At 60.0% G+C, this 6873-nt stretch carries 6 protein-coding genes; 1 reads left to right on the plus strand and 5 read right to left on the minus strand.

Annotation, left to right across the window (positions count from 1 at the left end; all coding sequences use genetic code 11):
• Positions 1–86 precede the first annotated feature (86 nt).
• The 4 genes from A0251_RS15945 to A0251_RS15960 all read right to left on the minus strand — a co-directional run bounded on the left by A0251_RS15945 (position 87) and on the right by A0251_RS15960 (position 4830).
• Complete coding sequence (locus A0251_RS15945) at positions 87–1265, minus strand: alginate export family protein (RefSeq protein ID WP_062817832.1); 1179 nt, start codon at positions 1263–1265, stop codon at positions 87–89.
• 127 nt (positions 1266–1392) lie between these two features.
• The gene (locus tag A0251_RS15950; RefSeq protein WP_062817833.1) at positions 1393–2232 is read right to left on the minus strand and encodes an ABC transporter ATP-binding protein; all 840 of its coding nucleotides are present in this window, start codon (positions 2230–2232) and stop codon (positions 1393–1395) included.
• Positions 2233–2426: 194 nt separating this feature from the next.
• Positions 2427–3428 carry an ABC transporter permease gene (locus A0251_RS15955; RefSeq protein ID WP_062817834.1) on the minus strand — a complete coding sequence of 334 codons (1002 nt, stop codon included), beginning with the start codon at positions 3426–3428 and terminating at the stop codon, positions 2427–2429.
• Positions 3429–3456: 28 nt separating this feature from the next.
• Positions 3457–4830 (minus strand): CmpA/NrtA family ABC transporter substrate-binding protein, encoded by a 1374-nt coding sequence (locus tag A0251_RS15960; protein WP_156478308.1) that lies wholly within the window; start codon positions 4828–4830, stop codon positions 3457–3459.
• A 584-nt stretch (positions 4831–5414) separates the two neighbouring features.
• On the opposite strand from A0251_RS15960, the gene A0251_RS15965 reads away from it, so the two are divergent.
• The gene (locus tag A0251_RS15965; protein WP_062817838.1) at positions 5415–6566 is read left to right on the plus strand and encodes a YbfB/YjiJ family MFS transporter; all 1152 of its coding nucleotides are present in this window, start codon (positions 5415–5417) and stop codon (positions 6564–6566) included.
• On the opposite strand, the gene A0251_RS17550 is transcribed toward A0251_RS15965, so the two are convergent.
• Positions 6563–6873 (minus strand): hypothetical protein (locus A0251_RS17550; RefSeq protein WP_197461964.1); only part of this gene is annotated, 311 nt, incomplete at its 5' end. The two genes, A0251_RS15965 and A0251_RS17550, sit on opposite strands and share 4 nt — an antisense overlap.

Raw genomic sequence — 6873 nt, forward strand, 5'->3', positions numbered from 1 at the left:
CTTTGCGATTCCTTATTCACCACAACAGACCTCGCGGAGTGCACCATAGCGGTGCACCCCGCGGCGCCAAAACGGCGCTGTCTTGCTCAGAGTTTCACTTCTGCCCAGGCCCACAGTTTTTGTGTGTCAGCGCCAAAATCATCGGCGCTGTAGTCGGCGTATTTCAGGCCCACCACGTAATGCTTGCCGATGGGCCGTGCCACCAGCAGGTTGGTTTCGGTGCCGTAATCACTGCTGCCCTCGTCAGCCTGGAAGTCGTGATACACCGCCGCCAGCTTGAGCCCCGCCAGCTTGGTACCGACGCTGACAAAACTGTCTTTCAGACCATCCGCCGGAGTCACCAGGAACTGATCCGCCCAGCCATTGAAGGCATGCTTGGTGGCCAGGGGGGTCTGGAAGGCAATCTGACCGTCATCCGAGCCCAGCACTTCCTGCGCGACCTTGACGGTGACACCGGCCATTTCTGCGCCCACTTCGGCGAAGACGTACTCGGTATCGCCGGCTTCCACCTCTTGCTGGGCGCCTTCCAGGGTGAGCAGCAGCTTTACGGCATCCAGATCGAAGGCACCGGCATAGCGCAAGCCGTAGGTGTCGTTATCGGAATCGGGCACGTTATCGGTTTCAAACAAGTAACCATAGGCAGTGAGCGATCCCCCCGGCATTCCGGCCCAGCTGGCGTTAAAAAGATAATTGGAGACATTGGCATCGAACTTGGGCGTGAAGCCGTTTACCTGGGTGAGGTAGGCCGTTGAGAAAGCAAAGTCACCCGTGCGGTAATCCAGCTTGGCGCCGTCGAAAGTCTGCTCATCCTGACGCCAGCCCACGTTGCCGACGAAGCGGGCGTTGTCGTAGATAATGCGTTGACGACCATAGGTGGCCACCAGACCGTCGAGCGCATCGCTGCCGGTATAACGCACTGCCGCGCGATTAAGCTCGGTGACTTCCGGATCGGCGATCACCGGGTAGCCGGTCATATGCGGCGCAAAGTTGTCGACCTTGCCGACAATGCGGGTGTCTTCAAACTCCCCCAACACATCAAAACCGTGCAGCGTGCCGCTCTGGTAACCCAGACGGGTACGCAGGGTGAGTGCCTGGGCATCCTCTGCGGCACCGTCGCTCTCCACTTCCTCGTGGCGCAGGCGCAGGTCCAGCAGCGGCTTGCCGGCTTTCAACGCGGTGATAAACGCATCGTCTTCGGCGTGAGCCGCCCCCGAAAAGCCGAGCGTGGACAGGATGACGCCGGCGGCAATGGCAGAATATTTCATGGTCGTTTCCTCGAAGTAATTACCCAAAATAAAAAACAGTGATGTGCTGTCATCAGGCACACCTTCCCCCTGCCCGCTTTTCCGTGTGCGAAAAAAGCAGGCGAATAAAATCAGTCATAAACGGTTATCAGGCCCGTTTGCGCGCGGCGCCAGTGGCAGCGTCAGTACGCTTGGGCAGCGGTTCCACCTTGCGTTGTTTCTCGTACAGGAATTGCAGCACCTGCTGACGACAACGGACGAAGGTGGGATCGTCAGCCAGGGCCAGGCGGTCCCTTGGACGCGGCACATTGACGTCCAGAATCTCGCCGATGGTGGCGGAGGGCCCATTGGTCATCATCACAATACGGTCGGACAGCAACACCGCCTCATCCACATCATGGGTAATCATGATCACCGTGGTACCCAGCTGAGCATGGATCTCCATCAGGGAATCCTGCAGGTGGGCACGGGTCAGCGCATCCAGCGCACCAAAGGGTTCATCCATGAGCAGCACCTGGGGCTGCATGGCCAGGGCCCGGGCGATGCCCACGCGCTGCTTCATGCCACCGGAAATTTCGTCCGGCTTCTTGTGCATGGCATGGGCCATGTGCACCAGCTCCAGGTTATGTTCCACCCAGTCACGAATCTCGGCTTTCGACTTGGTTTTCTTGAACACCTGCTTGACCGCCAACTCCACATTTTCGAACGACGTCAGCCACGGCAGCAGCGAATGGTTCTGGAATACCACCGCCCGTTCGGGACCGGGCTCGGTGACTTCCTGCTTGTCCAGAATCACCCCGCCATCGGTAGCCTGCAGCAGGCCGGCGACGATATTGAGCACCGTGGACTTCCCGCAGCCGGAGTGGCCGATCAGCGAGACGAATTCACCGGCATCAATTTTCAGATTCACATCTTTCAACGCTTCGAACGTGCCTTTCGGCGTGTCGAACTTCATGCCGACGTTGGAGAGTTCCAGTAGGGCTTTCATTTTGATTCTCCTTGAGCCCCCTGTACGGCTGATTGTGTGCTCAGCGTGGTCTGAAGCATGCAGCTGTGGTGTCTTGTCTCGCAGGTAAGGGTGACTCTCCTTTCCAAGAGACAAGGCGCCGCAGATGTGTGTTAAGGCCGCGCCCTTCGGGGCTACTGCCTGAGCATGCAAGCAGCTGTACAGGGGGCTCATTGCTAGCGTTGTGCTGAAGATTTGTCCCACACCAGCGCGCGCTGCAGCATCAGCATCAGGCGATCCAGCAGGAAACCGATCAGGCCGATGACGATCACCGCCACCATGATCCGGCCCAGGGACTGGGAGCTGCCGTTCTGGAATTCATCCCAGACGAACTTCCCCAGACCCGGGTTCTGCGCCAGCATTTCTGCGGCGATCAACACCATCCAGGCGATCCCCAGGCTCAGACGCAGGCCGGTAAACATCATCGGCAGCGCCGACGGCAGCACGATCTTGCGCACATGGCTGAGAGCATTGAGTCGCAGCACTCGGGATACATTGGTCAGATCCTGGCTGACCGAGGTGACCCCCACCGCCGTATTCATGAGCGTGGGCCACAGGCAGCACAGGGAAACCGTGAACATGGAAGTGAGAAAGGATTTGGACACCATCGGGTCATCGCTCACATACAGCGCACTCACCACCATGGTCACCAGCGGCAACCAGGCCAGCGGCGACACCGGCTTGAACAACTGTACCAGCGGGTTCACAGCCGCGTGCACGGTGCTGCTCAGGCCGATGACAATGCCCAGCGGAATGGCGATCATCGACGCCAGCAGAAAACCGCTCATTACCGTGATCAGGCTGGTACCGATCTGATCAAAGAAGGTGGGCGCACCGGTATAGGCACGGGTGACCGGCTGCCAGTCCGGCTGTTGTTCCAGCCGGGCAGCAATGTACTTTTCCTGCCGTTCATAGAACGCCACTTCCCGCTCGCGGGCCTGCTGGTGTTCGTTGACCAGATTGCCCGCCTGCTCCCACACCTGGGCCGGGCCAGGGAACTGGCCCAGCGAGGTATCAATCCGCTGGGCCGCGAACTGCCACATGAGCAGGAACAGGCCTATCCCCAGTACCGGCCACAGCAGCTGGCGCATCAGCGCTTGCCACTGATCTCGGGACACCTTGCCCGTGGCCAGTGCGCGGTAGGGTTCCATCCAGGTCGGGAATGTCAGGGTCACCATGATTGTCTCCTTCCTCTCGTTTCCCCGGTTACAGGGTCTCGCCGTCTTTCAGGCCGATGGGGAACTGGCTCAGGTACGCGTTCGGTTTGCGGCCGTCATAGGTGATGTTGTCGATGAACTCGCTCTGTGGCAGCTTGAAGCCGTCTTCACTGGCGAAATCCGGGAATTCATCGGCACTCATCTTGCCTTCGGCAATCAGCGACTTGGCCGCCTGGGTGTAGATGTCCGGGCGATACACTTTTTTCGCGATGTCCATGTACCAGCTGTCCGGCTTGCTTTCGCTGATCTGTCCCCAGCGACGCATTTGTGTCAGGTACCAGATGGCATCGGAGTAGTAGGGATAGGTGGCGTGATGGCGGAAGAACACGTTGAAGTCCGGGATCTCTCGCTTGTCGCCTTTCTCGTATTCGAAGGTGCCGGTCATGGAGTTGGCAATCACGTCATAGTCGGCGCCCACATAGTTGGGGCGAGACAGGATCTTCACCGCTTCCGGCCGGTTGGCGTTGTTGTTTTCATCCAGCCACTTGGCAGCACGGATCATCGCCTTGACGACACGGATATGGGTGTTGGGATATTCCTCTGCCCAGGCCTTGCTGACCCCGAACACTTTTTCCGGATTGTTTTTCCAGATTTCGTAATCGGTAATCACCGGCACACCGATGCCCTTGAACACGGCCTGCTGGTTCCAGGGCTCACCCACGCAGTAGCCATGAATGGTGCCGGCTTCCAGGGTGGCGGGCATTTGCGGTGGCGGCGTCACGGACAGCAACACATCCGCCTGCAACTGGCCGCTGGTATCGCCCTTGTGCGGCGCGTAATAGCCCGGGTTCAAGCCACCAGCGGCCAACCAGTAACGCAGCTCGTAGTTATGGGTGGACACCGGAAACACCATGCCCATCTTGAATGCCTTGCCGGCCGCCTTGTATTGCTCCACCACCGGCTTGAGGGTGTCCGCCTTGATGGGATGCACCGGTTTGCCATCCTTGCTGGGAATATGCTTTTTCATTTCTTCCCAGACGGAATTGGAAACGGTGATGCCGTTGCCGTTCAGGTCCATGCTGAAGGCGGTAATAATATGGGCTTCGGTCCCGTAGCCGATGGTCGCCCCCAGTGGCTGGCCGGCCAGCATGTGGGCGCCATCCAGCTGACCGTCGATCACCCGGTCCAGCAGCACCTTCCAGTTGGCCTGGGCCTCCAGGGTCACGAACAGGCCTTCTTCCTCGAAGTAGCCTTTCTCGTAGGCGATGGCCAGCGGGGCCATATCCGTCAGTTTGATAAAACCGAACTTCAGGTCCGCCTTTTCCGGCCAGCCCACCGCATCGTCCGCCACGGACGTGGCTGACAGGCCCAGTGTCATCGCAGCCAGCACACCACGAAATGTTTTCTTGAAACCTTTCATCATCCTTACCTCTTCTGCCCGTTTTTTGCAGGCATAAAAAAAGCGCTCAAAGCGTCCCGCCACCATTGGCAGGAATCTTTGAGCGCCTTTGCTCGCATCGGAGTGCGGTCGCCGTTGACCACACAGATGGTTATCTCGCGCACAACACAGCGGTTGTGCTTACCCTGTCATAAGGCAAATGCTGTGCCAGTTTTTAAAAGACTTATTTTTCATGGGGTTACCGATACCGGGCTCCAGCCGGGCTGACTTTGACGCCCGGTTTTCGCTCAGCAGGCACCGTTGTGAGTCAGGGCTTTCTCACCAAAATGCATCACGGCTTGGGTGCCGCTCATTGTCTTCGCCAAAAACCCCGCGTTTTGCCCTGCCCTGGTGAAAAAAACACGCACTGCCTTCGACCAAGGCCGCATTTATCACTGCGATGAATAATGAACATCATTCGAATGATGAAGCCGAACACGGCACAGCCTGTTAGGCTGCGCGCTCCATTGCGGTGGTGACACAGATCCACAATCGCTAAAGACACTGCAGGAACCTGCCTGCAGGTGAATGGCACCAGCCCCGGCAGCAGACAAAACGGAACCGTGTTGATGACCACAGACAGAGATCACCTGCTCACCGCCATCGCCGGCGCCTTCAGTCTGGTGATTGCCCTGGGCATTGGCCGCTTCCTGTTCACCCCGGCCCTGCCTGACATGATCGCCGAGACCTCCCTCACCGCCATCAGCGGTGGCTACCTGGCGGCCATCAATTACGGCGGCTACCTGGCCGGTGCCATGCTCGCCATGGCAGTGCCCGCCCACCGGGCCCGCACCGCGTTCTGGCTGGCCCTGTGGGCAAGTGTGATCACCAGCCTGCTCATGGGCCTGAGCACCACCTTCACCCCCTGGGCTATCAACCGCTTTCTGGCCGGAGTGGCCAGCGCCATCATCATGGTCAACGGTTCCGCCCTGGTGCTGGGCGCCATGCCCAATCATCTGCGTGCCCGGCTGGGCAATATTCACTATGCGGGCATCGGCCTGGGCATCAGCATCGCTGCCCTCACCGTTGCCCTTATAGAAAGCCTGCAAGGTAGCTACGCCACCATGTGGCTGGCCTGCGGGGCCCTGGCGTTGGTCCTGCTGCCACTACTGCGCCGTATCCCCGCCCTGCCCCACGCCAAACACAGCCAGCACGAACGGGCGCCGGTGAACCGCTCGGCCCTGGGCTTTCTGATCGCCAGCTATACCCTGGCCGGCTTCGGCTACATCACCAGCACCACCTACCTGCCGGTAATCGCCAAAGCCCAACTGCCCGGCCTGGACAGCGCCGCCTTCTATACCTGGCTGGCCGTGGGCCTGGCCGCCGTGCCCGCCAACCTGCTGTGGGGCAAACTGGCCAGCCACACCAGCGAACGCAACGCGCTTATGACTGCACTGGTGGTTCAGGCCCTGGGCGTCAGCGCCCCCGCCTGGCTGCCCGGCCTCACCGGGCTGGTCATCAGCGGCCTGCTGGTGGGCGGCACCTTCACCGCCGTGGTCGCCCTGAGCATGTACTGCGGCCGCCAACTGGCCCCCCATGCGGCCAGCGCCGCCCTGGGCGCGTTAACGGCCTGCTATGGGGTCGGGCAGATACTGGGGCCGGTGGTGACGGCGCGGTTGCTGGAAACTAGCGGAAGTTTTGCGCCCGGGTTGCTGGGGGCGGCGGCGGCGCTGATCGGGGCGGCGGTGTTGTTGGTGCCGTTGGGGAAGGTGCGGTTTTAGGGCCGGTTCACTGCCTGCTGGCGTACCAGCAACGGCATGGCCGCAAACAGCAACAAAGAAAAGAGATAGGCCATACCGGATACCGGGTCGCGTCCCGCCAGATACTCGCCCAGACTCTGCCCTTGAAACCGCATCACCGCCAACTCGGCACTCAGCATCATCAACAGGGCCGGCAAGCCAGTGCCAATACACTGCATCACCGTCACCAACCTAAATCGCTGCACCAGCCAACGGGCCACCAGAAAACTGGCCAGCACCATCAAAGGCAATTCAACCAGCTCAGCCCAGCGCTCCCCAAGTCGCGGGG

The organism is Alcanivorax sp. NBRC 102024 (assembly GCF_001602235.1).
Classification (GTDB): Bacteria; Pseudomonadota; Gammaproteobacteria; order Pseudomonadales; family Alcanivoracaceae; genus Alcanivorax.

Bases quoted from the DNA above. Each gene is read 5' to 3' on its own strand.
- A0251_RS15945 (WP_062817832.1), bottom strand. From the start codon at position 1,265: ATGAAATATTCTGCCATTGCCGCCGGCGTCATCCTGTCCACGCTCGGC.
- A0251_RS15950 (WP_062817833.1), bottom strand. From the start codon at position 2,232: ATGAAAGCCCTACTGGAACTCTCCAACGTCGGCATGAAGTTCGACACG.
- A0251_RS15955 (WP_062817834.1), bottom strand. From the start codon at position 3,428: ATGGTGACCCTGACATTCCCGACCTGGATGGAACCCTACCGCGCACTG.
- A0251_RS15960 (WP_156478308.1), bottom strand. From the start codon at position 4,830: ATGATGAAAGGTTTCAAGAAAACATTTCGTGGTGTGCTGGCTGCGATG.
- A0251_RS15965 (WP_062817838.1), top strand. From the start codon at position 5,415: ATGACCACAGACAGAGATCACCTGCTCACCGCCATCGCCGGCGCCTTC.